The 23,254-nt window shown below is 72.0% G+C and carries 23 protein-coding genes and 1 pseudogene; 13 read left to right on the top strand and 11 right to left on the bottom strand.

The features are described from left to right. Positions 1 to 31: 31 nt before the first annotated feature. The 5 genes from ACTU3I_RS06670 (at position 32) to ACTU3I_RS06650 (ending at position 4,187) form a co-directional block, all read left to right on the top strand. Positions 32 to 376, top strand: a complete 345-nt coding sequence (locus ACTU3I_RS06670) for an ArsR/SmtB family transcription factor (RefSeq protein WP_442924876.1) — start codon at positions 32 to 34, stop codon at positions 374 to 376. 22 nt (positions 377 to 398) lie between these two features. After that, positions 399 to 1,064, top strand: a complete 666-nt coding sequence (locus ACTU3I_RS06665; RefSeq protein WP_442924875.1) for an SRPBCC domain-containing protein — start codon at positions 399 to 401, stop codon at positions 1,062 to 1,064. Between the two features lie 88 nt (positions 1,065 to 1,152). After that, positions 1,153 to 2,265 carry an alpha/beta fold hydrolase gene (locus ACTU3I_RS06660; RefSeq protein ID WP_442924874.1) on the top strand — a complete coding sequence of 371 codons (1,113 nt, stop codon included), beginning with the start codon at positions 1,153 to 1,155 and terminating at the stop codon, positions 2,263 to 2,265. A 5-nt stretch (positions 2,266 to 2,270) separates the two neighbouring features. After that, entirely contained in the window at positions 2,271 to 3,212 is a 942-nt protein-coding gene (locus ACTU3I_RS06655) for a cation diffusion facilitator family transporter (RefSeq protein WP_442924873.1), read from the top strand. Between the two features lie 12 nt (positions 3,213 to 3,224). Further along, positions 3,225 to 4,187: an LLM class F420-dependent oxidoreductase gene (locus ACTU3I_RS06650; RefSeq protein WP_442924872.1), complete on the top strand. Its 963-nt coding sequence runs from the start codon at positions 3,225 to 3,227 to the stop codon at positions 4,185 to 4,187. 43 nt (positions 4,188 to 4,230) lie between these two features. On the opposite strand, the gene tadA is transcribed toward ACTU3I_RS06650, so the two are convergent. Next, positions 4,231 to 4,692 (bottom strand): tRNA adenosine(34) deaminase TadA, encoded by a 462-nt coding sequence (gene tadA / locus ACTU3I_RS06645; RefSeq protein WP_442924871.1) that lies wholly within the window; start codon positions 4,690 to 4,692, stop codon positions 4,231 to 4,233. A 44-nt stretch (positions 4,693 to 4,736) separates the two neighbouring features. On the opposite strand from tadA, the gene upp reads away from it, so the two are divergent. After that, positions 4,737 to 5,369: a uracil phosphoribosyltransferase gene (gene upp / locus ACTU3I_RS06640; protein WP_442924870.1), complete on the top strand. Its 633-nt coding sequence runs from the start codon at positions 4,737 to 4,739 to the stop codon at positions 5,367 to 5,369. 48 nt (positions 5,370 to 5,417) lie between these two features. On the opposite strand, the gene ACTU3I_RS06635 is transcribed toward upp, so the two are convergent. Further along, a complete protein-coding gene (locus tag ACTU3I_RS06635) occupies positions 5,418 to 8,936 on the bottom strand; it encodes a TM0106 family RecB-like putative nuclease (RefSeq protein WP_442924869.1) in 3,519 nt (1,172 codons plus the stop codon). A 100-nt stretch (positions 8,937 to 9,036) separates the two neighbouring features. Here ACTU3I_RS06635 and ACTU3I_RS06630 point away from each other — a divergent pair, with 100 nt between their 5' ends. After that, on the top strand, positions 9,037 to 11,091 hold the full coding sequence (locus ACTU3I_RS06630; protein ID WP_442924868.1) for an NAD(+) synthase: 2,055 nt from the start codon (positions 9,037 to 9,039) through the stop codon (positions 11,089 to 11,091). A 112-nt stretch (positions 11,092 to 11,203) separates the two neighbouring features. Here the strand turns inward: ACTU3I_RS06630 and ACTU3I_RS06625 are convergent, their stop codons facing one another. Next, positions 11,204 to 11,755: a hypothetical protein gene (locus ACTU3I_RS06625; protein WP_442924867.1), complete on the bottom strand. Its 552-nt coding sequence runs from the start codon at positions 11,753 to 11,755 to the stop codon at positions 11,204 to 11,206. 100 nt (positions 11,756 to 11,855) lie between these two features. On the opposite strand from ACTU3I_RS06625, the gene ACTU3I_RS06620 reads away from it, so the two are divergent. From ACTU3I_RS06620 to ACTU3I_RS06605, 4 genes are read left to right on the top strand one after another with little or no spacing between them, the layout of a single operon-like run. Next, positions 11,856 to 13,322, top strand: coding sequence for a lipase maturation factor family protein (locus tag ACTU3I_RS06620; protein ID WP_442924866.1), 1,467 nt, complete (start codon positions 11,856 to 11,858; stop codon positions 13,320 to 13,322). Between the two features lie 9 nt (positions 13,323 to 13,331). Continuing rightward, positions 13,332 to 13,520 (top strand): hypothetical protein, encoded by a 189-nt coding sequence (locus tag ACTU3I_RS06615; protein WP_442924865.1) that lies wholly within the window; start codon positions 13,332 to 13,334, stop codon positions 13,518 to 13,520. A 7-nt stretch (positions 13,521 to 13,527) separates the two neighbouring features. Then, positions 13,528 to 13,656 carry a hypothetical protein gene (locus ACTU3I_RS06610; RefSeq protein WP_442924864.1) on the top strand — a complete coding sequence of 43 codons (129 nt, stop codon included), beginning with the start codon at positions 13,528 to 13,530 and terminating at the stop codon, positions 13,654 to 13,656. Positions 13,657 to 13,681: 25 nt separating this feature from the next. Further along, positions 13,682 to 14,239, top strand: coding sequence for a 5'-methylthioadenosine/S-adenosylhomocysteine nucleosidase family protein (locus ACTU3I_RS06605; RefSeq protein WP_442924863.1), 558 nt, complete (start codon positions 13,682 to 13,684; stop codon positions 14,237 to 14,239). On the opposite strand, the pseudogene ACTU3I_RS06600 reads toward ACTU3I_RS06605, so the two are convergent. The 3 genes and pseudogenes from ACTU3I_RS06600 to ACTU3I_RS06590 form a co-directional block, all read right to left on the bottom strand. Then, positions 14,227 to 15,746, bottom strand: a pseudogene (locus ACTU3I_RS06600) (MFS transporter). The gene ACTU3I_RS06605 and the pseudogene ACTU3I_RS06600 overlap by 13 nt on opposite strands. A 38-nt stretch (positions 15,747 to 15,784) precedes the next feature. Next, positions 15,785 to 18,778, bottom strand: a complete 2,994-nt coding sequence (locus ACTU3I_RS06595; RefSeq protein WP_442924862.1) for an AAA family ATPase — start codon at positions 18,776 to 18,778, stop codon at positions 15,785 to 15,787. Next, a complete protein-coding gene (locus ACTU3I_RS06590; protein ID WP_442924861.1) occupies positions 18,775 to 19,929 on the bottom strand; it encodes an exonuclease SbcCD subunit D in 1,155 nt (384 codons plus the stop codon). Before ACTU3I_RS06590 ends, ACTU3I_RS06595 begins: the two co-directional genes overlap by 4 nt. A 115-nt stretch (positions 19,930 to 20,044) precedes the next feature. Between ACTU3I_RS06590 and ACTU3I_RS06585 the strand changes: the two genes are divergently transcribed. Next, positions 20,045 to 20,533, top strand: a complete 489-nt coding sequence (locus ACTU3I_RS06585; RefSeq protein WP_442924860.1) for an 8-oxo-dGTP diphosphatase — start codon at positions 20,045 to 20,047, stop codon at positions 20,531 to 20,533. Positions 20,534 to 20,553: 20 nt separating this feature from the next. Here the strand turns inward: ACTU3I_RS06585 and ACTU3I_RS06580 are convergent, their stop codons facing one another. Next, positions 20,554 to 20,949 (bottom strand): nitroreductase family deazaflavin-dependent oxidoreductase, encoded by a 396-nt coding sequence (locus tag ACTU3I_RS06580; protein WP_442924859.1) that lies wholly within the window; start codon positions 20,947 to 20,949, stop codon positions 20,554 to 20,556. A 6-nt stretch (positions 20,950 to 20,955) separates the two neighbouring features. After that, the gene (locus ACTU3I_RS06575) at positions 20,956 to 21,249 is read right to left on the bottom strand and encodes a DUF2277 domain-containing protein (protein WP_442924858.1); all 294 of its coding nucleotides are present in this window, start codon (positions 21,247 to 21,249) and stop codon (positions 20,956 to 20,958) included. Positions 21,250 to 21,313: 64 nt separating this feature from the next. Here ACTU3I_RS06575 and ACTU3I_RS06570 point away from each other — a divergent pair, with 64 nt between their 5' ends. Beyond that, entirely contained in the window at positions 21,314 to 22,066 is a 753-nt protein-coding gene (locus ACTU3I_RS06570; protein WP_442924857.1) for an alpha/beta fold hydrolase, read from the top strand. Positions 22,067 to 22,194: 128 nt separating this feature from the next. Here ACTU3I_RS06570 and ACTU3I_RS06565 read toward each other — a convergent pair whose 3' ends face one another. The 3 genes from ACTU3I_RS06565 to ACTU3I_RS06555 all read right to left on the bottom strand — a co-directional run bounded on the left by ACTU3I_RS06565 (position 22,195) and on the right by ACTU3I_RS06555 (position 23,254). Further along, positions 22,195 to 22,536 (bottom strand): hypothetical protein, encoded by a 342-nt coding sequence (locus tag ACTU3I_RS06565; protein WP_442924856.1) that lies wholly within the window; start codon positions 22,534 to 22,536, stop codon positions 22,195 to 22,197. A gap of 1 nt (position 22,537) precedes the next feature. Further along, positions 22,538 to 22,771: a hypothetical protein gene (locus ACTU3I_RS06560; RefSeq protein ID WP_442924855.1), complete on the bottom strand. Its 234-nt coding sequence runs from the start codon at positions 22,769 to 22,771 to the stop codon at positions 22,538 to 22,540. Between the two features lie 78 nt (positions 22,772 to 22,849). Continuing rightward, entirely contained in the window at positions 22,850 to 23,254 is a 405-nt protein-coding gene (locus ACTU3I_RS06555; protein WP_442924854.1) for a DUF1622 domain-containing protein, read from the bottom strand.

Below are 23,254 nucleotides of genomic sequence, written 5' to 3'. Positions count from 1 at the left end.
CTTATATAAGCGTGCATGAAACAATCGCCTCATGCACGCTCTCGACATCCTGGGCGACCCCGTCCGGCGGCGCATCGTGGAGCTCTTGGCCGACGGCGAGCGCCGCGCGGGCGAGGTCGGCGAGGTCGTGCAGGGCGAGTTCGGCATCAGCCAGCCCGCCGTGTCGCAGCACCTGCGCGTGCTGCGGGAGAACGGATTCGCCCAGGTGCGCGCGGAGGGAACACGGCGCCTGTACGCGCTCGATCCGCAGGCGCTGGCGGAGGCCGACCGCTGGTTCTCGCAGTTCCGTGCGACCTGGGCGCCCCGCCTGGACGCGCTCGGCACCGAGCTGGCCCGAGGCCGCCACGAGCGACGCCGCACCTCCCCCACCCCGTGATCGCAGACGAAGGAGAACGCTGATGGTCGATGTGAATGCACAGGTCGATGCGGTGGGCCGCTCGCTCGGCACAGAGATGGTCGATGGCGCGGAATGCCGCGTCCAGAGCCTCACGCAGACCTACCCCTCCCCGCTCGACGACGTGTGGGAGGCCACGACCGTCGGCGAGCGCATCGCCCGATGGTTCGCGCCGGTGGAGGGCGATCTGAGGGTCGGCGGGCAGTACCAGGTCGTCGGAAACGCCGGCGGCACCGTGCTGTCGTGCACGCCGCCCGAGGACGGGGCGGCGTCCTACCGCGTCACGTGGGAGTTCGGCGGTGGCGTGTCGTGGCTGTCGGTGGCCCTGCGTGCGCGGGGTGACGCGGCCACGGAGCTCACTCTCACCCACATCGCCCCGGTCGCCGCTGCCCCGCCGGGGTTCTGGGAGCAGTACGGCCCCGGCGCGACAGGCGTCGGCTGGGACGCCGGCCTCCTGGGCCTCGCCCTCTACCTGCCGGGGAACTCCGAGGTCACACCGGAGCAGGGCGAGGCGTGGATGCTGAGCGACGAGGGCAACGCCTTCGTCCGCCGGGCCGCGGATGCCTGGGCCCGCGCGCAGATCGCGGCCGGGGGCGACGCCGAGTCGGCCGGGCGAGCAGCGGACTCGACCTTCGCCTTCTATACGGGGCGGGAGCTCCCGTCCACCTGACGCCGGCTTTCGCAGCAGTCGCCCGCCCGGAGATATCATCGGAACGCGGGCGCCCGACGGGCCCCGCGACCGGGATGCGGAGGACGTCATGACGCTGTTCGACGGCATCGTCTCGCGGCACATCGAGACGCCGCGACTGAGTGTTTCCGTGTGGGAAAGGGAAGGCGACGACGTCGCCACGCCTGCCGAGCGCACGGTGGTTTTCCTCCACGGGCTGGTGGGCTCGTCGCGGCTGTGGCAGGAGATGCTGCAGGATCTCCCGAGCGATCTCCGCGCCGTCGCGATCGACCTCCGCGGGTACGGCGGCACCGAGAACGCGCCGGTGGACGCCACGCGCGGGGTGAGGGACTTCAGCGACGACCTCGCCGCCACGCTGGACGCGCTGGGTATTCCGGCGCCGCACCTCGTGGGGTGGTCGCTGGGAGCTGCCGTCGCGCTGCAGTATGCGCTCGAGCATCCGGTGCTCTCGCTCACCCTGGAATCCCCGATCTCGCCCTACGGATGGGGCGGCACCCGACGCGACGGATCGAGGCTCTCGGACGAGGACGCCGGCGCCGGCGCCGGCGCGGTCAACCCCGCCTTCGTCGCGCGGCTCACCGAGCGCGACACGACCGCCGACGCCGAGAGCTCGCCGCGGAGCGTCTTCCGCGCCACGTTCGTCGCGCCCGGTTATGCCAGTGACCATGAGGATGAGTGGGTGGCAGCGGTTCTGGAGACATCGACGGCCGTCGGCAACTATCCCGGCGACGTCGTCCACACCGACACCTGGCCCGGCTACGCGCCGGGCTCGACCGGCGTCGTCAACGCCCTGGCCCCGCGCAACTTCGACGTGTCGGGCATCGTCGCACTCGAGCCGAAGCCGCCGGTGCTGTGGATCCGCGGCGAGGTCGACGCGATCGTCTCGGACGCCTCGCTGGCCGAGCCGGGAAGCCTCGGCAAGCTCGGCATCATCCCCGACTGGCCGGGGGACGACGTCGCGCCGCCGCAGCCGATGGTCAGCCAGATGCGCGACGTCCTCACGGCCTACGCCGCCGGCGGCGGAGACGTCACGGAGCTCGCCCTCCCGGGCGTCGGCCACAGCCCTCATCTCGAGCGCCCGGCGGAGTTCCGCTCGGCTCTTCTCACCCGCATCGGTTACGTCGGCGCACCCGCCGACCCGGCACCGCCGACCGAGGCCATCATCCTGCGATCGGCGGACTGACGGATATGAGTGCATCCGGTGGCGGACGGGCGATCATCGCCGCGTTCCTTGCGAACATGGGGATCGCCGCGGCGAAGTTCGTGGCCTGGCTCCTGTCGGGCTCGGCGTCGATGCTGGCCGAGGCGATCCACTCGGTGGCGGACTCGGGCAACCAGCTCCTGCTCCTGCTGGGTGGGCGGCGGGCGAAGCGCCGCGCCGATCGGGAGCATCCCTTCGGATACGGTCGCGAGCGCTACGTCTACGCGTTCGTCGTCTCGATCATCCTGTTCTCGGTCGGAGGCCTGTTCTCGATCTACGAGGGCATCGACAAGCTGAACCACCCTCACGAGCTCGAGAACGTCTGGATTCCGATCGTGGTGCTCGTGATCGCCATCGGCTTGGAGTCCTTTTCGCTCCGCACCGCCATCAAAGAGAGCAATCACGTCCGTGAGCCGGGCCAGTCATGGGTGTCGTTCGTGCGCCGCGCCAAAGCACCGGAGCTCCCGGTGGTCCTCCTCGAGGACGTCGCCGCGCTGATCGGCCTGGTCCTGGCGCTGGCCGGCGTCGGGCTCACCGCCCTGACGCACAATTCGCTCTTCGACGCGATCGGGACGCTGGCGATCGGATCCCTCCTCGTTCTCGTCGCGATCGTGCTCGGCATCGAGACCAAGAGCCTCCTCGTCGGCGAGGGGGCGACGGATGCCGACCACGACCGCATCGTCCGCGCCATCGAAGCCGGGCCGGAGGTCGACCGGGTCATCCACATCAAGACGCTCTATCTCGGGCCCGACGAACTGCTGGTCGCGGCCAAGATCGCCCTGCCCGCCGGTGAGACGCTCGCCGGGGCGGCGGATCGCATCGACATCGTCGAACAGCGGATCCGGGCCGCGGTGCCGGTGGCGCGTGTGATCTATCTGGAGCCCGACGTCGACCGCGCGGCCGTCGGCGACGTCCCCGTCCCCGGCTGACAGACTGGGAACGTGGAGTACTGCGTTTTCACCGAGCCCCAGCAGGGCTTCTCGTACGACGATCAGCTCGCGTTCGCGCTGGCAGCGGAGCGCCTCGGGTTCGACGCGTTCATCCGCTCCGACCACTATCTGCGGATGGGCGAGGGCGATCCGCTCCCCGGCGGCACGGATGCGTGGACCACGCTGGCCGGGCTCGCACGCGAGACGAGCACCATCCGTCTCGGGACCCTGGTGTCGTCGGCGACGCACCGCTGGCCGGGCGTGCTCGCCGTGCAGGTGGCGCAGGTGGACCAGATGTCGGGCGGGCGCGTGGAGTTCGGCCTGGGCACGGGATGGGCCGAACGCGAGCACCGCGCGTACGGCATCCCCTTCCCCGCCCAGCGCTTCGGCATTCTCGAGGAGCAGCTGGCCATCGTGACGGGCATGTGGTCGACGCCGGTGGGCGAGCGATTCGGCTTCCGGGGCACCCATTACACGATCGAGGACTCCCCCGCCCTCCCCAAGCCCGTCCAGGAGCGCATGCCGGTCATCGTGGGCGGCGGCGGCCCGAGGCGCACGCCTGCGCTCGCGGCGCGCTTCGCGACCGAGTTCAACATCGGTTTCGTCCCCGAGGATGTGGTCGCCGAGAAGTTCGCGGGCGTGCGGGCGGCCTGCGACGACCTCGGACGCGACCCGGCCACCCTGAAGCTCTCGGTGGCCACTCCGACGCTCGCGGGAGCGTCGGAGGCGGATCTGCGCAGGCGTGCGACAGCCATCGGCGGCGACCTCGCCGACTTCCGGACGCACGGCGGCAACGTCGCCGGCGGCCGCGACGAGATCGTGGCGAAGGTCGAGCGGCTGCGAGCCCTGGGCGCCCAGCGCGTGTATTTCCAGCTCATGGATCTTCGCGATCTCGACCAGCTGGAGTTCCTCGGGAGCGAGGTCCTTCCGCACCTCCCGCGCCAGCATCCGGTCGAGTCGCCAGAAAGCGCGTGATTTCACGCGAAAAACGCGCGTTTGCTGGCGAGTCGACGGGGGACTAACGCCGGCTGCCGAAGAAATCGCGGAGGAGGGCGGCGGATGCCTCGGCCTCGACGCCGGCGAGAACCTCCACGCGGTGCGGCAGCCGACGGTCGCGCACGATGTCGTAGACCGACCCGACCGCCCCGGCCTTGTCGTCCCACGCCCCGAAGACGAGCCGCGGGAGACGCGCCTGCAGCACAGCGCCGGCGCACATCGCGCACGGCTCCAGCGTGACGATCAGCGTGCACCCGGCGAGGTGCCAGGATCCGACGGATGCCGCCGCCGCGCGCATCGCGACCACCTCGGCGTGCGCCGTCGGGTCGGAGGTGAGCTCACGGAGGTTCCGCCCCTCGCCGATGATCGCGCCGTCCGCGTCGGTGACCACGGCACCGACGGGGACGTCGCCGTCGGCGCCGGCCTCCCTCGCGAGCACGAGGGCGCGGCGCATGGCGCGCGCGTCGGCGGGCTGGATGGTCATGCGGCTCCGAGGTGGGAACGGGGTCGAGCGGATAGATTGAGCCTATGCGTGTGCACGTCGCCGACCACCCCCTCATCACCCACAAGCTCACGGTGCTGCGGGACCACCGCACACCCTCGCCGGTGTTCCGTCAGCTCACCGAGGAGCTCGTCACCCTCTTGGCGTATGAGGCGACCCGCGCCGTGCGGGTGGAGCCGCACGAGATCCAGACACCGGTCACCACGACGGTCGGTGTGAAGATCAGCGAGCCCCGGCCGATCGTCGTGCCCATCCTGCGCGCGGGTCTCGGCATGCTCGAGGGCATGGTGAAGCTCCTCCCGACGGCCGAAGTGGGCTTCCTCGGGATGGTGCGCAACGAGGAGACCCTCGAGCCCTCGACCTACGCCGAGCGCCTTCCCGACGACCTCAGCGACCGCCAGTGCTTCGTGCTCGACCCGATGCTCGCCACCGGCGGATCGCTCGGCGCCGCGATCGACTTCCTCTTCCGGCGCGGCGCGCAGGACGTCACGGCGATCTGCCTCCTCGGCGCCCCGGAGGGCGTGGCGGCGATCGAACGGCAGGTCGACGGCCGCGACGTCACCCTCGTCCTGGGCGCCCTCGACGAGCGGCTCAACGAGAAGGGCTACATCGTCCCGGGCCTCGGTGACGCCGGCGACCGCCTCTACGGCACCGTCTGACCCGACTTGCGTGAATCGGCTGCCATTCGCGCGAGCGAGGCAGCCGATTCACGCAAGTCGAACGGCAGAAACGAGGCGCGCGAAGGCGCTGAGACGGGTGACGCCCTCCGGAGTGCGCGGCAGGTCGTCGAGCAGACCCGGCGAGTAGACGAGGTACGCCGCCTGCATCGCGCGCGACAGCGCGACATTGATGCGGTTACGCAGGAGCAGGAACTCCGGTCCGCGCGGCGCATCGCGCCCCGATGACGCGGCGAGCGACACGATCGCGACCACCGCCTCCTGACCTTGGAACCGGTCGACGGTGCCCACCCGGACATCGGCGAGACCGGCGTCGGCGAGCGCCTCCTCCACGGCGACCTGCTGCGCGTTGTACGGCGTCACGACGATGATGTCGTCCGGACGCAGGGCCCGCGGCGGCAGGGTGCGCGCCGCTCCTTCGTCGTCGACCGAGGTGGATGTCCAGGTGCGGCCGACGAGATCGGCGACGATCCGGGAGACTTCGGCGGCCTCCTCGGGTGAGCACGTCGCGTTGCCGGTGTGGCGCACCGGCACGGGGTGGACGCCCGGTTCGATCCCGTCGAGGCTGCGCAGCGCCGTGGACGGATGCGACGCCAGCTTCCCCTCGTACGACAGCACCGACACCGGCGCGGCCACCCGAGGGTGCATGCGCCAAGTGCGCGAGAGGAAGTAGCCGTACTCGGGCGGCACGACCTCGGCACCGTCCATGACCCAGCCGAGCGCGGAGGTGTCGACCGGCTCGGGGTGGGTGCCCTGGCTCACCTGCGGCAACTGCTGCGGATCGCCGAGCAGGAGCAGGCGGGAGGCGGCGAGGGACACCGCGATCGTTGACGCGAGGGAGAACTGGCCCGCCTCGTCGATCACCAGGAGATCGAGACTTCCCCGGGGGATGCGGCCCTCGTGGCTGAAGTCCCACGCGGTGCCGCCCACGACATACCCGCCGGCGGCGTGCTCTGCGGTGAAGGCAGCGATCCCGTTGCGCGGCAGGGGCGTGAAGGACGGCGTGCCGTCGGGGTCTTTCGGCGTCTTCCCCACGAGGGATGCCGGCGCCCCCGCCGCGACCACGCGCTCGAGCATGTTCTCCACGACGGCATGCGACTGCGCCACGACGCCGATCTTGTACCCGCGTTCGGCGACCAGCCGCGCGATGACGTGCGAACCGACGTAGGTCTTGCCCGTCCCCGGCGGCCCCTGCACGGCGAGGTAGCTGCCGTCGAGGTCGGCGACGCTGCGGACGATCGCCGCCACGTCGTCGCCCGTTGACGGCGTCAGGCCGGCGGAGAGCGTCCGCGGCGGACGGCGCAGCAGGATGTCGGTCGCGGCGTCGTACGGGAGGACGGGCGACGCGGCCAGCACCGCATCCGCCCACGCGTCGATCGCGGCCTGCTGATTGCCCGCGCGAGGCGGCGCAGCGGGAGTGAGGGCGATCGGCAGCTCCGTCCACGTGGCGCCGTCGACGGCGGTCTCCTCCACGATCGCGCCGTCGTCGAGCACCTCGACCACCCGGACCCACTTGGTGCCGTGGATCCACCGCGGCCGTGGCTGATAGGGGAAGGGCATCGGCAGCTCGTAGACCGCGAACGGCTCCCCGCCGGCACTCAGCCGCGTTCCGGGCGCGATGTCTCCGCGCAGTTCGAGGATCCGCCGTTCTCCGCCGCGGCCCTCTTCGGGGAAGTGCCAGTCGGTGACGACACGCGAGCGGCCGGCGTCGACGATCACGACGTCCCGCGTGTCTTCCCACACCGAGACGGGTTCGCGCAGACGCAGGAAGTGCGTGGCCCAGAACGACTTGGCCTCGCGCGGGTAGTAATCGATCGCGGCGGCCCCGAGCCGCAGCGCGGCAGCCTCCTCTTCGGGGGCGTCGGCGGCCCACCGCTGCAGCGCCAGTGCGCGCGGCGACTCGGCGTATGCCACCTCTTCGGGTTCCAGGCCCCGCGCGGGCACCAGTCCCGCCTCGCGCGCGCGGTCGACGAGCCAGTCGCGGAGGCGCCGCGTCGACACGCAGTCGTACCGGTTGTAATCGGCGAGATCGCCGAAGATGGCCTCGGCGGCGTCGGTGTCGCCGTCGGCGGCGAGGGCTCGCGCCTGCACGTACTTCACGATCGAGTCGTCGCCGCGCTGCACGTCGGACGTACGGACCTCGTCGCCCATGTAGAGCGGCTCGAGCTTCTTGATGGAGTACGACCTCGATCCGACCCGGAGGGCACGCCGCACGATCGGATACAGGTCGACGAACACGCCCTCGCGCAGCAGCCGGTCGACGTCGGCCTCCCGCACGCCGTACCGCGCCGCCATGGTGAGCAGGTGCGTCGGCTCGTACGGCGCGTAATGGTAGATGTGCATGTCGGGATGCTGCTGACGACGGAGGGCCACCAGATCGAGGAAGCGCTCCAGCGCCGCCCGCTCCGCGGCGAAGTCGTGCGCCCAGAGCGTGGAGTACTGCTCGCGCAGGTCGACCCAGCCGAAGAGGTAGTCCAGCCCCCAGTGCGCTCCGCTGCCCTCTGTGTAGAGCGGATCGCCCTCGAAGTCGAAGAACAGGTCGCCGAGATCGGGACGGGGAAGTGCGGCCAGTGCGCGAGGTTCGACGACCTCGTAGACCGGCACCACCGGCTCCGCGGCATCCGCGGGCGCGGGGCTTCGCAACTGCAACCGCGCCTGCGTGCGCAGCGACGCGAACGTGTCTGCGCTCATCGCCGACGGCGCCTCGTCGGCGTCGGCGAGGGCGTCGATGGTACGGATGCCGGCGGCGAGGAGCCGCGCGCGTTGGACGGGGCGCATCCCCGCCACGAGCAGCAGGTCACGGGAGGCGACCACCTCGAGCTCGCACGTCGCACATCGCCCGCACGCGACCACGGCGAGCTCGCCCCTTGGGTCGCCCCACGCGATGGGCTCCCCCGCCGTACCGAGATCGATGCGGCGATCGGCGATGAGCGCGCGCAGCCGCGCCCGTCGCAACTCGAAGACGGGCAGGAGGTCGTCGACGGCGTGCTCGCTCACGGTGCCGTCGCCCAGCAACAGCTCGACCCGGTCGGACCGCGGAACACCGAGGCGGTCGAGCTGTTCGACGTATGCCGCAAGCTGCATGAGCGCGGTGACGCGGGCATGCCGCGCGAGCTTGGTGTCCTGCACCAGCCATGCCCCTCTCCTCCCGGTCCCGAAGCCTGCCGAAGGGCGCACGAGGAAATCGGCGAAGCCCACGAACTCCTCGGTCGCGAAGGCTGCCTGATAGATCACGTCGGCGTCGGACTCCAGCGCCCTGCGCGTCGAAGCCACCGCGTCGGCGAGCGCCGCGGCGTCGGATGATCGCGTCTCGGGGATCTCCACGACGCCCCCGCCGTAACGGACGCGGTATTCGGCGAGCACCCCCAGCTCGTGGGCGGTGCCCAGGCGCCCCGCGCGTTCGAGAGTGGGATCGTCGGGATCTTCGACCGCCGCGACCCGCCCCAGCTTGGCGTCGATGGCGCGCAGCCACGCGAACTCGCACTCCGCGGCCGCCTTCAGGTCGCTCGCGCTCCAGACGAGCCGGGCCTCGCTCTCGATGTACCGCATGTTCCCCTTCCGCATCCGACCCTAACCGGGCCCTCCGACCTCGCCGCGCACGCGGTCAACCCCGGATGCCGCCGGCGCGGCCACCTGCCAGGATGGGTGCGTGAGCGAGAGCCTTGCCTTCGACAACGCCTACCGGCACGGGTTCGCACGCGTCGCCGCCTGCACCATCCCGGTGGCGATCGCCGACCCCGTGACGAACGCGGACGCGGTGCTGGCCACCGCCCGCGAGTGCGACCAGGACGCCGTCGCGGTGGCGCTTTTCCCCGAGCTGTGTCTCACGGGATACGCGATAGACGACCTCGTCCTGCAAGACCCGGTGCTGGATGCGGTGGAGGCCGCGATCGGCCGGCTCGTCGAGGCATCCGTCGAGCTCTTCCCGGTGCTCGTGGTGGGGGCGCCGCTGCGGCACCGCAATCGGCTCTACAACTGCGCGGTGGTCATCCACCGCGGCGAGCTCCTCGGAGTCGCGCCGAAGTCGTATCTGCCGAACTACCGCGAGTTCTACGAGCGCCGCTGGTACGCCGCCGGCGACGATCAGGCGGGCGAGGACATCCGCGTGGGCGACGTCGAGGCACCCTTCGGGCCCGACCTGCTGTTCGCATCCCTCGACGTGCCCGGGCTCGTGGTGCACGCCGAGGTGTGCGAGGACATGTGGGTCCCCGTTCCGCCGTCTTCCCGTGCCGCGCTGGCCGGCGCCACGGTGCTGCTGAACCTCTCGGGCAGCCCCATCACCATCGGCCGGGCCGATGACCGGAACCTTCTCGCCTCATCGCAGTCGCTGCGCTGCCTCGCCGCGTACGCCTACGCCGCGGCGGGTCAGGGCGAATCGACGAACGACCTGTCCTGGGACGGGCAGACGATGATCTACGAGGGCGGCCAGCTGCTCGCCACCACCGAGCGCTTCCCCGACGGTCCGCGACGAAGCGTCGTCGACGTCGACCTCGACAAGCTTCGTCAGGATCGCCTCCGGCAGGGGACCTTCGACGACAACCGCCGCACCGACGAGCCGTTCTTCCGCACGGTGCACTTCGTGCTGACGCCTCCCGCCGGGGCGATCGGCCTGCGGCGACCCCTCGATCGATTCCCGTTCGTCCCGGATGACCCGGCGCGGCTGGCACAGGACTGCTACGAGGCGTTCAACATCCAGGTGTCCGGTCTCGAGCAGCGACTCACGGCAATCGGGCAGCCCAAGCCCGTGATCGGGGTCAGCGGGGGCATCGACTCCACGCACGCCCTCCTCGTGATCGCCCGCGCCATGGATCGGATGGGTCGGCCGCGCAGCGACATCCTCGCGTACACGATGCCGGGGTTCGCCACGAGCGAGGGCACGAAGAGCAACGCGATCGCGCTGGCGGAGGCCCTCGGCGCCTCGATCGAGACGATCGACATCCGCCCCGCCGCGCAGGAGATGCTCGAGCAGCTGGGCCACCCCTTCGCCAAGGGGGAGCCGGTACACGACGTGACCTTCGAGAACGTGCAGGCGGGACTGCGCACCGACTATCTGTTCCGTCTGGCCAACCACCACGGCGGACTCGTGATCGGCACGTCCGACATGTCGGAGCTGGCCCTGGGGTGGGCGACGTACGGCGTCGGCGACCACATGAGCCACTACGCGGTCAATGTCGGGCTGTCCAAGACGCTCATCCAGCACGTCATCCGGTGGGTGATCGCCGCCGGCGAGGTCGACGAGGCGAAAGACGTGCTGCAGGCGGTTCTCGACACCGAGATCAGCCCGGAACTCGTGCCTGCGGACGCGAGCGGCAAGATGCAGTCGACGGAGGACCGCATCGGCCCCTACGCCCTGCACGATTTCACGCTCCACCACATCCTGCGCTTCGGATTCCGGCCGTCGAAGATCGCGTTCCTCGCCTACTCCGCGTGGCGGGAGGCGGAGGCGGGCGAATGGCCGCCGGGGTTCCCCGAGGACAAGCGCTACGCCTACGACCTCCCCACGATCGCGAAGTGGCTCGAGGTCTTCCTGCAGCGCTACTTCGCCTTCGCGCAGTTCAAGCGCTCGGCCATCCCCAACGGGCCGAAGGTGTCGCCGGCGGGCTCGCTGTCGCCGCGCGGCGACTGGCGCGCGCCATCCGACGGCAACGCGCGCGTGTGGCTCGACGAGCTCCACGCCGCTCTGCCCGACGTGTTCCCCCGCTGACCCGCGTCGCCCCGTCGCCCCGTCCCCCCGCGAAACTCCATCTGCGCCACGAGACCGCGTCCGTCGTCGGCTGTCTCGTGGCGGGGGTGCAGTCTCGCTGACCGGGAAGCGGCTATGACTCGTGGAGTCCGACGCGGTCGGGGATGTCGAACGGCAGCCCCGGCAGCCACGACGACGGCTCCGGCCAGGGCCGCGAGGTGGGAAGCGCCGTCAGGAGACGCCGCAACGCCGCGTCCCGGGGCGATGACGGCGCGGCGAGGGGAAGGATGCGGCGAGGGGCACGGTGCCCGAGCGCGCCCAGCCACCAGTGCCGCCACGTCGCGTCGGCCTGGTCGGGGTCGAGCACGACGTAGTAGTCGGGCATGATGGCGCGGCCGGCCTCGAAGTCGGCCAGCGTCGTCTCCACCTCCACTTCGAGGGTTCCGAGCGTCGCGCGCTCCTCGTAGAGCTCCACCCACGCTGCGGCCACGTGCTCGAGGGGGTCGGCGTCGTGGACGATCCAGGGGGTCGTCGCCGCGGCGATGCGCCGCGCGGCCAGGGCCGGCTCGGTGCCGTGGAGGCTCAGGGTCTCCACGCCCGGCAGCCCCTCCAGCGTGTCGAGCGCGTCGTCCGAGCTGGTACCGACGATCGCGACGATGGTTCCGGTTCTGGATGAATGCGCCATGTTCTACGGTACGACACCCGCGCCGGAGCGGCTCGGCAAGCGCGCGGGCGTGCACGCAACCCACGTGCGCCCGAGGTCGGAGCGCTCTACCCTCGGGCCCATGGACGGGTTCGCGGCGGTCGCCTACGTCTTCGGGCGTGAGGTCGTGCAGCGGGGCGTCGCGGCCGTGTACGTCGTCGCTTTCGTCTCGACGATCGCGCAGTTCCCGGCGCTGCTGGGCGAACGGGGACTGTCCCCCGCGCCGCGGCTGCTGGCGTGGGCGCGCTCGTCGAAGCGCGCGCGGCGGCTGCTGCATCCGACGATCTTCCGCTGGTGGCCCTACTCCGACCGCCGTCTGACCGCGATCTGCGTCGCGGGGATCGCCGTCGCCCTCGCCCTCGTGGCCGGGCTCCCCCAGCTCGCGCCGCCGTGGGTGCCGCTCGTGTGCTTCCTCTTCGTGTGGGCGACCTACATGTCGGTCGTCAGCATCGGTCAGACCTTCTACGGCTTCGGATGGGAGATGCTGCTGCTGGAGGCGGGCTTCCTCGCCGGCTTCCTGGGGTCGTCCGCGTCGCCGCCCCCCACCGTCGTCGTCGTGCTGCTGTGGTGGCTGCTGTTTCGCCTCGAGTTCGGCGCCGGGATGATCAAGATCCGCGGCGGCGCGGAGTGGCGCGACCTCAGCGCGCTGACGTTCCACCATGAGACCCAGCCGATGCCGGGGCCGCTCAGCAGGCAGGCGCACCTCCTCCCCCGCTGGTTCCACGAATGGGAGGTGCTCGGCAACCACTTCTCGCAACTCGTCGTGCCGTGGTTCCTCTTCGTCCCCGCTCTGCGGGTCTGGATCCCCTGGGACGGGTTCGTGTGGATCGGCACCGCGGCGGCGGCGGTCGTCATCGCCACGCAGCTGTGGCTCGTCGCCACCGGCAACTTCGCGTGGCTGAACGTCCTCACGATCATCGTCGCGTTCTCGGCCGTGGGGCTGCCCGGGGCGGCCCCCGCGGCCGTGCTGCCGCTGCCCTGGCTCTGGGTCACCCTCGCGGTGGCCATCGCCTACGCCGTGATCAGCTGGCCGGCGCTTCGGAACCTGACCGCCCGGCGGCAGCTCATGAACGCCGCCTTCAACCGCTGGAACCTCGCCAACGCCTACGGCGCGTTCGGAACCGTGACACGCCGGCGGGTGGAGTACGTGATAGTCGGCACCGAGTCCGATGATCCCGCCGACCGCGACGCCGTCTGGCTCGAATACGCGTTCCGCGGCAAGCCCGGCGATGTGTCCCGCATCCCCCCTCAGATCGCGCCGTATCACCTGCGCCTGGACTGGCTGATGTGGTTCCTCCCCCTGGGCCGCTCGCTCGACGACTGGTTCGAGGAGTTCCTGGCGCGCCTCCTGGACGCCGATCCGCGGATGCTGCGCCTGCTCGCCCACGATCCGTTCGAGGGACGACGACCGGCCTGGTTGCGCGTGGACTCGTACCACTACCGCTTCACCACGCGCTCGGAGCGGCGGGCGACCGGTCACGTCTGGGCACGAACCAGACTCGCGACGATCCGGGGGCCGGTGGGCAGAGCCGAATCGGCGAACCGGTAGCCTGGCGGGATGGAAGAGGAGCACGCCGCCCGCCGTCTGCGGGTCGCCCCGATCGTGGGGATCGCGCTCGGCGCGGTGTTCCTCGCGCTGGGCGTGGCCGCCTTCCTCTTCGGCGGCGGCCCGATCGTCGGCGCCATCGGCCTCGCCGGCGGGGTGCTGACCCTCGCCGCCGCCGTCTTCGTGCTCGTCCGACCCTGAGGACTCCGTGCCCCCTCTCGACAACGACCCCAAGAAGGGCGTCACCCCCGCCCGGATCGGCATCTGGATCGTCGTCGGCGCGATCGGCGGCTACATGCTCATCAGCGGCGTGATCGGGATCCTCGGCGGCGGCTGAGCCGCGGAGACGGCACAATGGCGGGGTGAGACTTCTCGTCGCCGCCCATGAGTCCGAACTCGTCGCATTCGAACCCGAGATCGCCGGCTTCGATCGCCTGCTCACCGGCGTCGGGAAGCTCCGCGCCACCTATGCGCTGACGCGCGCGCTCGACGCATCGGCGTACGACGAGATCGTCGTCGTCGGTACCGCCGGGGCGATCGACCCCGATCTCGAGCCGGGCGTGTACGACATCGACGCGACGGTGCAGCACGACGTCAAAGACCTCGACGGCGTGCTCGGGCAGCACATCGCCCTGCCCACGCGCGTGAGTCTGTCGTGGGAGGGCGTGACCATCGCCACGGGCGACCACTTCGTCGACGACGCCGCCGCGGTCGCCACCATCCGCTCGCTCGGCGCGCGCATGGTCGACATGGAGTCCTACGCGTACGCCTGGGTCGCCGCGCAGTTCGGCGTGCCGATCCGCATCCTCAAGGCGATCTCCGACCGCGCGCAGGACGGCGCGACGGAGCTCTGGGATGTGGCGGTGATCGAGTGCTCACGCCAGCTGCGCGCGCACGTCCGCGAGGTCTACGGCGTCTGATCCACGGGTGTCATCGGCTCGCCGTTCCGACGGCGCGAGGCGAGGTCGACGACACCGGCGATGAGGGCGAGGCCGACGAAGACCGCCACGGCGATCATGCCCGAGGCGTACGCGTCGTGGAAGACGACGAGATCGGATTCGTCGCCCTGCTCGCGGTACACCGTGGCATAGAAGAGCGCGAGCGCCACCGCCGTGCCCACCGCGGTGCCGATGCGCTGACCGAGCTGGCCGATCGAGCCGGCGACACCGCCCTCGCGCACTGGGATGTCGGCCAGCATGAGCGTCTGGTTGGGCGCGATCACGAGGCCGCCCGCGAAGCCGCCGACGACCATGACCCCCGCCATCGCCCATGCCGTCCAGGCCGGGTCGGTGTAGAGCACGACGGCGACGAGGCCGAGGACCGTCACGAGGATTCCGGCGAGCCCCCACACTACGAGCGGCCGTCCGAACCGGTTGACCAGCGACCCGCCGAGCCACGACGAGTAGGCCGAGACGACGGCGAAGCCGATCGTCACCATTCCGGCGTAGACCGGCTCGAGCCCGAGGCCCGTCTGCAGGTACAGCGTGCCGAGGAGGAACATGGCGGGGGCGGCGGCGAAGTAGGTCGACGAGACCAGGACGCCGTTGCGGAACGACCCGGCGCGGAAGATCTGGAACGGCATGAGCGGCAATCGCCCGCGGGCCCCGTACCGCCGCTCCCAGAAGATGAAGAGAGCGACGAAGACCGCGGATGCCGCCAACAGCCACCAGCGTCGAGGGTCGTCGTCCGGCGAGCCGGTCGTGAAGAGGAACGGCCACATCAGCGACAGCACGACCAGCGCGAAGAGGACGACGCCGACGGGATCGAGGTCGAGCCGGCGGGAGGACTTCGTGCGCGTGTTCGGGAGGAACCACGCGGCGAGGATCAGCACGAGGATGCCCAGCGGCACGTTGATCCAGAAGATCAGGCGCCATCCGTCGGTCGCGCCCCCCACGGCGATGAGGAGGCCGCCGAGCGTGGGGCCGAACGCCGTGGCGATGCCGATGGTCGCGCCGAAGAGACCGAAGGCCCGCCCGCGTTCCGCTCCGGCGAACAGCTGTTGCACGAGGCCGAGGACCTGCGGCATCTGGATGCCCGCCGCCACCCCCTGCAGCAGGCGGAAAAGGAGGAGCAGCCCGGCGTCGGGCGCCAGCGCGCAGCCCAGGCTCGTGAGCACGAACAGCGACAGCCCGAGATGAACAGCAGCCGGCGCGAGCGCAGATCGCCGAGGCGACCGGCGGGAACGAGGACCAGACCGAACGTGAGGATGTAGCCGGAGACGACGAGCTGAAGCTCCGTCGGCCCGGCCGAGAGGGCGGTCTCGATCGACGGAAGAGCGACGTTGACCTTCGTCAGATCGAGGATCGTCAGCGCCGCTACCGACACGGCGATCCAGTACGCGCGCCAGCGGTGCGAGGGCGGAAGCTCGATGTCGCGTGTGACCGGCGGTGCACCGTCGGCGGGACGAGAAGCTGGCGCGTCGGACATTCCTGACAGGCTACTCCGGGCGAGCGTCCGCCGGATGCTCAGGCGGGAACGGCGCTCCCCTGCCGTATGATGCTCGGCCCCGCGGCGCCGGCGGAGACGACGAGCTGAGCGGGGATCTGCTCTTTCATGGCGGCGACATGGCTGATGACTCCCACGGTGCGCCCTCCCTGGCGGAGCTCGTCGAGCGTGCGCATGGCCAGGTCGAGCGTCTCGTCGTCGAGAGAGCCGAAGCCCTCGTCGACGAAGAGGGTGTCGAGCCGGATGCCGCCCGCCCGGGCCGTGACGACCTCGGCGAGTCCGAGCGCCAGCGCCAGAGAAGCCAGGAACGTCTCGCCCCCGGACAATGACTGCGGCGGCCTGGCCTGACCCGTGAACGCGTCGAGCACTTCCAGTCCGAGACCCGACGACGCCCCTCGCGCCGCCACGGCGTCGGAGTGCTGCAACCGGTATCGACCGGATGACATCGCCGCGAGTCGCAGATTCGCCGCGGCGACGATCTCCTCGAGCTCGGCGGCGAGGACGAACGCCTCGAGCGTCATCCGATGGGTGTTCGGCGCTCGTCCGGCCACGGTGTTCGCCAGCCGGGAGACGACCGCCGCGCGGGCGCTCGCCTCGGAGACGCTGCGGTGCGTCGCGTCGGCTCTCTCGGCGAGGTCGCGCAGGTGGGCGAGGTCGCCGGTGGCGCGCGTTCGCGCCTCCGCGGCCGCGGTCACGTGCGCGCGGGCGGCTGCCACCTCCGCGCGCACCGGTGCGAGGTCGATCGGCGCGTCGGGCTGGTCGGCGAGGGCGAGCTCCAACTCGAGCAGGCGCTGACGGTCGGCACGGTCGGCGGCGTCGTGCGCGCGGATCCGCTCGTCAAGCGCCGCGCGCTCGGCGGTGCTGCGGAGCGCCGCCCGCGCCTCACCGACGTCGGCGAAGCGGGACACGGCGAGCCGCGCGTCGCGGTCGGCGGCGGCGTCGGCCGCGACCTGGCGATGGACGGCCGCCTCCGCGGCCGTGTCGCGCACCGCGCGGACAAGCCCGCGGCGGCGCTCGGCGTCGGAGCGCCGCTCGCCGATGGTGGGCGCGTCGCCCCGCGCCTCGTCCACGCGCTGCCGAAGCGCGGCGACGCGCTGCGCGGCCAGCGCCGCGTCCTGCCGCCGCCGCGCCGCGTCGGCCACGAGCGTCGTCCGCGCCTCGGCCGCCGCCGCGTCGGCGGCGGTGAGGGCATCGCGCTCCGCTGTCAGACGCTCGGCGGACGCGGCATCCGCTTCGATCGAGGTCAGCGACGTCTCGGCTTCGGCGAGCGCGCTCTCGGCGGCGGCGAGGTCGACCCCGCCGGCGCGCGCAGCCGCCGCGGCGTGCGCCGCTCGCGCGGTCTCGAAGGCCTCAGCGGCCACGCGATCGGCCTCCCACGCGGCCTCCTTGGCGCGCGCGGCGTCGTCGAGATCAGCGTCGGTCACCGGGTCGGAGGTGGGCGCCGCCGGATGCGGATGCTCCGTGCCGCCGCACACGGGGCAGGCCTCGCCGTCGACCAGACCCGCCGCGAGGTCGCCGGCAGAGGACGCGAGGCGGCGCTGCAGAAGCGTGGTGTGGCGGGTGGTGCTCGCGGCGAGCTCCGTGCTGCGAGCCAGCATCTCGCGCTCCGTGTCGCGGAGGGCGGCGACGAGATCTTCCGCCTCGCGGGCGGCGTCGCGACGTTGCCTCGCCTGCGCGAGCGCCGCGGCCGCACCTTCACGCCGCGCCGGCGCGGCGGCGACCGCTGCCAGTTGCGCGGCGAGTCTCTCCAGCGTCGCGGGGACGATGGCGCGCTGCTCGTCGAGGATCGCGATCGCCTCGTCGGCTTCGGTCGCCGAGACCGATGCGGCCGCGAGCTCCGCCTCCGCCTCGGTGAGCTCGGCATCGGCGGCGAGGGCGGCGTCGCACGCGGCGATGATCGCGGCGAGCTGGTCGTCACGGCGCTGGAGAGCCCGCGGTGCGGCGGCCGACTCGCCGGCGGCGAGCCACGCGGCCACGGCCGCGGCGGCCGCGGCGTCGGCACGGTCGGCGACGGCCCTGGTGCGCTCGACGCTCTCCAGCGCCCCGCGGAGCTCCTCCGCCGACCGCGCGGCGGCGAGGACCTCGCGCGCCTCGGCGATCGCCGGCGCATCGAGGTCGAGCAGGGCCAGCCGGGCGCGGGCGTCGAGACGCTGCTGCTGCTGCTCGGCGAGCGCTGCCAGGGTGCGTTCGCGCGCCAGCATCCGGTCGAGCTCCGCGTCCGCGCGCGCCTGCTCGTGCGCGGCCGCCTCGGCGCGGTACGCAGCGCGCTCGACCACTCGCACCGCCTCGCCGAGCCGGGCAGGGAGGTCGCCGTCGTCCACGGGCTCGTCGCCGGTGAGACCGGCGGTCGCGGCGGCGCGTTCGGCCTCGTCGAGCAGCATCCGGACGCGTTCATCGACCGACTCGAGGGCGCGGGAGGCCTCCTTGCGCAGGCCGTCGAGGATGTCGGCGTACTGCTCGTATGTGCGCGTGCCGAAGAGCGTGCGTAGCACGGCCTGGCGCTCGTCGTTGCGGGCGAGGAGGAACCGGGCGAAGCGGTTCTGGGCGAGGAGGATGACCTGCAGGAACTGCTGCTGGGAGAGCCCCACGATCTCGTCGAGCCGCTCGCCGACGTCGCGCGGCCGTGCAGCCACCCCGACCCAGGTGTCGTCGCCCCACACCTCGAGAAGCGCCTGCGGCGACTGCGTCGTGAGGCCTGTCCCGTTCTTCTTGGCGCGCTCGTACTCGGGCGACCGCGTCACTCGCCACCGGCGGCCCGCGGTGGAGAACTCCAGCGAGACCTCGGTGAGGTCGTCGGGGTCGCAGTGGTCGCTGCGCAGGCGCCGCTCGCCGTTCTCGTAGCGGGGGACGCCGCCGAACAGCGCGAAGCACACGCCGTCGAGGACGCTGGACTTGCCCGCGCCGGTACGGCCGGCGATGAGGAAGATGCCGTCGTCGGCGAACGCGTCGAAATCCACCGCTTGGCGCTCGCGGAACGGCCCGAAGCCCTCGAGCTCGAGGCGGTGCAGCTTCATCGGCTCGCCTCGGTGAGCGTGCGGGTGTCGAGCACCTCGCGGATCAGGGCGCGTTCGTCGTCGGTCGCGCCCTCGCCGGCGCGGACGTGCGCGAGGAAGGCGTCGAAGAGCTCGACGTCGTCGTGCGCGGCGCGCACGCGCTCGGCGTAGTCGAGACCGTCGGCGACGGGAAGGCCCTCGGGCGTGTGCTGGACGGTCGCGCAGAACGGGAAGCGACGCAGCAGCCGCCGCATCGGGTCGCTCTGCGGTGTGGCGTCGGTGTACTGGGCGCACACCCAGGCGTCTTCGTGTTCGGCGTACCGGGGGTGGGCGAGGAGCTCGTCGAGTGTGCCGCGCACGGTGACCAGCCGTCGTGGGAGGGGAAGCGGCAGCCACTCGACAGCCGCGAGCCCGTCGGGCCCGAGGTCGACCAGCCACGATCCGCGCGGCTTGTCGGCCTCGCCGAAGCTGTAGTGCAGCGGGGCGCCTGCGTAGCGCACGCGCTCGGACAGCTGAGAGCGACCGTGGATGTGGCCGAGGGCGACGTAGTCGGGTCCGTCGAACGTCGACAGCGGCACGACGTCGAGACCGCCCTGCCGGATCTCCCGCTCGACCCCGGGTGTCGCCTCGACGCCGGCGGCGAAGCAGTGCGCGATCGCGACCGACCGGCCGCCGCGGACCGCCATGTCGGCGCGGACGAGTGTCATCGCGTGCGCCATCGTCTGCGCCTGGCTGCGGAGGTCGGTCCCCTCCCACGTCGCGCGGACGACGGCGGGTTCGAGATACGGGATGCCGTAGAAGTGCACGGGTCCGTCGGCATCGTCGATTGTCACCGGTATGCCGACACCGCGGGGGTCGGTGAGCACGGCGATGCCCTCCCGCAGCAGCGCCGCCTGGAAGCCCAGGCGGGCGGCGGAGTCATGGTTGCCGCTGGTCACCACGATGCGCGCTCCCGCGTCGGAGAGGGCGCTCAGCGCGTCGGTCAGCAGCGTGTAGCACGCCGGCGACGGCGCGGCGGAGTCGAAGACGTCGCCGGCGAGCACCACGACGTCCACGCGATGCTCGCGCACCTGGGCGACGATCGCGTCGAGCACGCCGCGCAGCGCATCGAGGGTGGCGTGGCCGTGAAACGACCGCCCGATGTGCCAGTCCGAGGTGTGCAGGATGCGCATGCCGCCACGGTACGTCGCCCCGCCGACATCGCCGCGAAAGCGCACGGGCGGTTCGCCGAGAGCGAGCGCCCAGCCGCGCCATCCACCCGTAACATCGCCGGGTTAGCCTCGGATCGTGGATCTGCCCGGGGTGTGCGTCGTCTACCTGTTGCGCGCGCGGGCGGACGGCGGTGACGAGGTGCTCCTCGGTTACAAGCGCACGGGCCTCGGTCTCGGCAAGGTCGTCGGCATCGGCGGCAAGGTGGAAGCCGGCGAGAGCGTGCGCGAGGCCGCGGTCCGGGAGGTGCACGAGGAGACGGGGCTCCGCATCGACGCCGCCGATCTCGAGGCGGCGGGCGTGCTCGACTACCTCTTCCCCACGCGCCCGGCGTGGTCGCAGCGCTCGCACGTCTTCACGTGCCGGCGCTGGGACGGCGAGCCGGTCGAGACCGAGGAGATCGTGCCGGCGTGGTTCGCCACCGCCGACATCCCGTTCGACCGCATGTGGGATGACGCCGCACGGTGGCTCCCCGCCGTCCTGGCCGGGGGCTCGATCGCGGCGACCTACACGTTCGGCGACGACCTCGCGACGGTCGTCGGCGAGGAGCTCCGCCCCGCCGGCTGACGCCCGCCGGACCCGCACCCTCAGCCCATCGGCGCAACCCGGAGCAGGCGGAACTCGCGCCGGCGCAGCATCCGCAGCACCGTCCGCTGCACGGGCGAGAAAGCCCGCAGTCCTGCCTCGCGCTCGAGGGGCTCGACCGACACGATGCGGTACGGCCGGCCGCGATGGACGACCTCGCCGCCGCCGTGACGGATGTTGCGGTACCAGTTCACGGTGTCGCCGTACGTCAACTCGGCGACGAGTCCGCCGGCGCTGTCGGCGAGGATGACGGGCGCCTCGTACACGCGACCGGTCTTGCGCCCCACATGCCGGATGAGCGAGAACGGTCCACGGCCGCGCCGTGCGGCGCGCAGCGTGATCGGGTTGAGGGTGCGGTTGAGGAGCCTGAGGTACGCGCGGCGAAGACGGGAGGCCACGGCGGCTCAGGAGGCCGCCGGCACCCGGGGCGCATAGCGACCGGAGCGCTCGGCGCGCTCACGCGCCTTCGCGGCTTCTTCTTCGCGGTTCTTCGGGGGAGCCACGGCAACGAGGTCGGCAAGGAGGTGACCCGTGGCGTGGGCGATCTCAGCCACCGCGCGGTCGAATGCGGCCTGATTGGCCTTCGACGGCTTGGTCGTCCCGGCGATCTTGCGGACGTACTGCAGCGCGGCGGCGTGCACCTCGTCGTTCGTGGCGGCCGGCTCGAAGTTGTGGAGGGTGTGGATGTTGCGGCACATGGCGCCCACCGTACGCTCGGGCGCCGCCGCGATCCAGAGCCGCCGCGTTCGATAGCGTCGCAGGGTGGAACCCGAACTGAGCGACACCGCGTCCGTGTCGTCGTTCTCGCATGACGGGTCCGTGCTCGTGGCCGAGGCGGCGGGAGCCGGGGAGCGGACGTTCGTGCTCGTCCACGGGATCGGCATGGGCCGCAGCGTCTTCGCCGACGCCGCGAGGCTCCTCCGCCGGCACGGCCACGTCATCGCCGTCGACCTGCCCGGCTACGGCGAGGCGCCGGAGCCGTCCCGCACCCCCACGATCGAGCGCATGGCCGACCTCGTCGCGGCCTACCTCGTCACGCGCGTTCCCGGCCCGGTGGTGCTGATCGGCCACTCCCTGGGTTCGCAGGTGGCGCTGGAGGTCGAGGCGCGGCATCCGGGGCTCGTCTCGTGCCTCGTGCTGGTCGCGCCCACGGTCGACCGGGCCGCGCGGCGACCTCTCCCGCAGATCGCACGGCTCGCCCGCGACCTGCGGGACGAGCACCCGAAGGTGCTGTTCGCCGGCGCGCGTGAGTATCTGCGGGCGGGGCCCCACCTGCGCCGCAAGTTCCGGGCCATGCTCGCCCACCGGCCCGAGGACTCGCTGGCGCGCGTCGCCGTTCCCACCCTCGTGCTGCGGGGCGCCGACGATCCGGTCTGCCCGAGGGAATGGTGCCGTTTCGTCGCCGACGGCGTCCCCGACGGGCGCCTCGAGGAGATTCCCGACCGCGGACACGAGACGCTGATCCGGGATGCCGCGGCCGCGGTCGCCCTCATCCGCGCCTTCGTCGCCTCGTAGTCGTCCCAACTCCTCAAGATCGGGTCGGCGTCGCCGGCGCGCCGCGGAATCCCGGGGGCTTCGGCCCGCCATCGCACCAATCTTGAGGAGTTGCGCAGCGCGCCGCCGCCGGCACCGGATGCCGCGGGTCAGCGGTGCGCGATCTCGGCGGCGAGCGCGCGCACGCGGTCGTCGCCGGGCTCGAGACCGATGTCGTCGAAGCGCTGGCGGAGCACGTCGAGGATCCGCTCCTCCGACGCGTCGCCGACGTCCAGGCGGGTCTGCGCGACGACGCCCGCGATACGGTCCTCGTCGGTGGTGTCGTGCATGTCCATGGCGGGGGCGTCCTGCGTGCCCGTCGACGAGGTCCCCGCGCCGGCACCGGCGTCGGGACCGACGGCACCGCCCTGGACCGTGTCGGCGCCGCTGCCCTCGCCGTGCTCGACGGTGGCGCCCTCGTCCGCCCGCTCGGGCTCGTTCGCGTCCGACACGTCAGGCCTCCTCGTCCGTCGAAAGGTCGGGGTCGATCCCCTGGGTCGGCACGTCGCTCTCGACGCCGTCCGCCGCGCCCTCGACGTTGGCCGGTGACCCGTCGTCGGTCAGCGCCGGCGAGCCGGCTGCATCCGCGCTCTGCTCCGCTGTCTCACCGTCGGCCGTGCTCCCGCTCTCCCAGCCGCCGGCCGGGTCGGCGTCGATGACGCCCTCGGGTAGATCGCGCTCGTCCATGACGTGCTCCTTCCGTTGCTCCCACCCTGACGGGACGCGAGCGATGATGCAGGGGCTTGACGGCCGGGGGCCGGCGGTCTATTCGCCGCGGGAGGCGGCGCGATCGCGCGTCACGGCGCCGGCGACCACCTGCGCGCCGCTCGTGAGCAGGGCCCGACGCCATGGCAGGACGCCGTCGACCTCGATCTGGATGGAGATCGACAGCACGGTGCGGATGAGCACGATGATGGCCAGGATGAGCGCGTCTTCGAGCGACGGCTTCTGCGTGATGGTGCGGATGAGGTCGGCGGCCACGAGCACCTCCAGGCCCAGGAGGATCGCGCCGCCCAGCGTCGTCCGCAGCACCGAGAACGCCGCAGCACCGCCCTGTCGCCGGGTGAACGCGCGGATGCTGAGGATCACGGCGAGCACGAAGCCGAGGGCCATCGACACGGCGCCGATCGTCTCGAAGGCGACAGCGACGGCCGTGAAGAGGTCTTCCAT

It is taken from the genome of Microbacterium sp. RD1, assembly GCF_052220165.1.
Lineage (GTDB): Bacteria > Actinomycetota > Actinomycetes > Actinomycetales > Microbacteriaceae > Microbacterium.
The sequence above is the reverse complement of the archived record's forward strand: the minus strand, read 5'-3'. Positions and strand labels throughout refer to the sequence as shown.